At 32.9% G+C, this 630-nt stretch carries 2 protein-coding genes; both read right to left on the reverse strand.

The window, feature by feature from the left end; all coding sequences use genetic code 11:
• Positions 1 to 114: 114 nt before the first annotated feature.
• A complete protein-coding gene (locus tag P20480_RS19520) occupies positions 115 to 258 on the reverse strand; it encodes a hypothetical protein (RefSeq protein WP_008131072.1) in 144 nt (47 codons plus the stop codon).
• Positions 242 to 451, reverse strand: coding sequence for a hypothetical protein (locus P20480_RS05940; protein ID WP_008131074.1), 210 nt, complete (start codon positions 449 to 451; stop codon positions 242 to 244). The genes P20480_RS19520 and P20480_RS05940 overlap by 17 nt, the downstream gene beginning before the upstream one ends.
• Positions 452 to 630 lie beyond the last annotated feature (179 nt).

Below are 630 nucleotides of genomic sequence, written 5' to 3' on the forward strand. Positions count from 1 at the left end.
GCCAATATGCCAATCAGAGGTATGTATAAATTTCATAAGTTCCCTTTATTTACTTTTATTTTTCCGGAGTAAATTAGTAATTAGTGTTCTATTATTTATTTGTAGATAAGCTATTTATGGCTTCTTCAACACGGTTTTTAACTCCATTAATGAGTCAATGTCTTGTGATTCTGCTAGCTCATCTATATGAGCTACAGCAACTTCCCAAGGAGCTTCTTGTTGTGGAATATCAACCCATCGCCTATATAATCCAATCAAAATATATATCGCTATGCTCATAAGCAAACGGACTTTGCAATGAACTCGTAACAAAGCGTAATATATCTAAAGTAATACCAGCAGAGAACATGGTGCCAGTAAAGACTAACTCTTGTTGAGCTTCATCATTTGGGAATTCATCAATCACGGGTTTATAAGTTAAAAAGCCATGCTCAAATAATTCTTCTGCCATAGCCCAATTCAAGCCAATAATCTTACAAAAATCTGGGAAGTCCAATCAGCATAAGTACTTAATGGGATACATTCCTGAGTATTGCTTCCAAAATCCATATTGTTTACCTTTTATTCTTTACACTTAATTTGGTTCAGATGATTAATAACTTTTAATAGCTTTTTTAATTTTACTATATG

It is taken from the genome of Pseudoalteromonas sp. BSi20480 (assembly GCF_000241365.1).
Lineage (GTDB): Bacteria > Pseudomonadota > Gammaproteobacteria > Enterobacterales > Alteromonadaceae > Pseudoalteromonas > Pseudoalteromonas marina.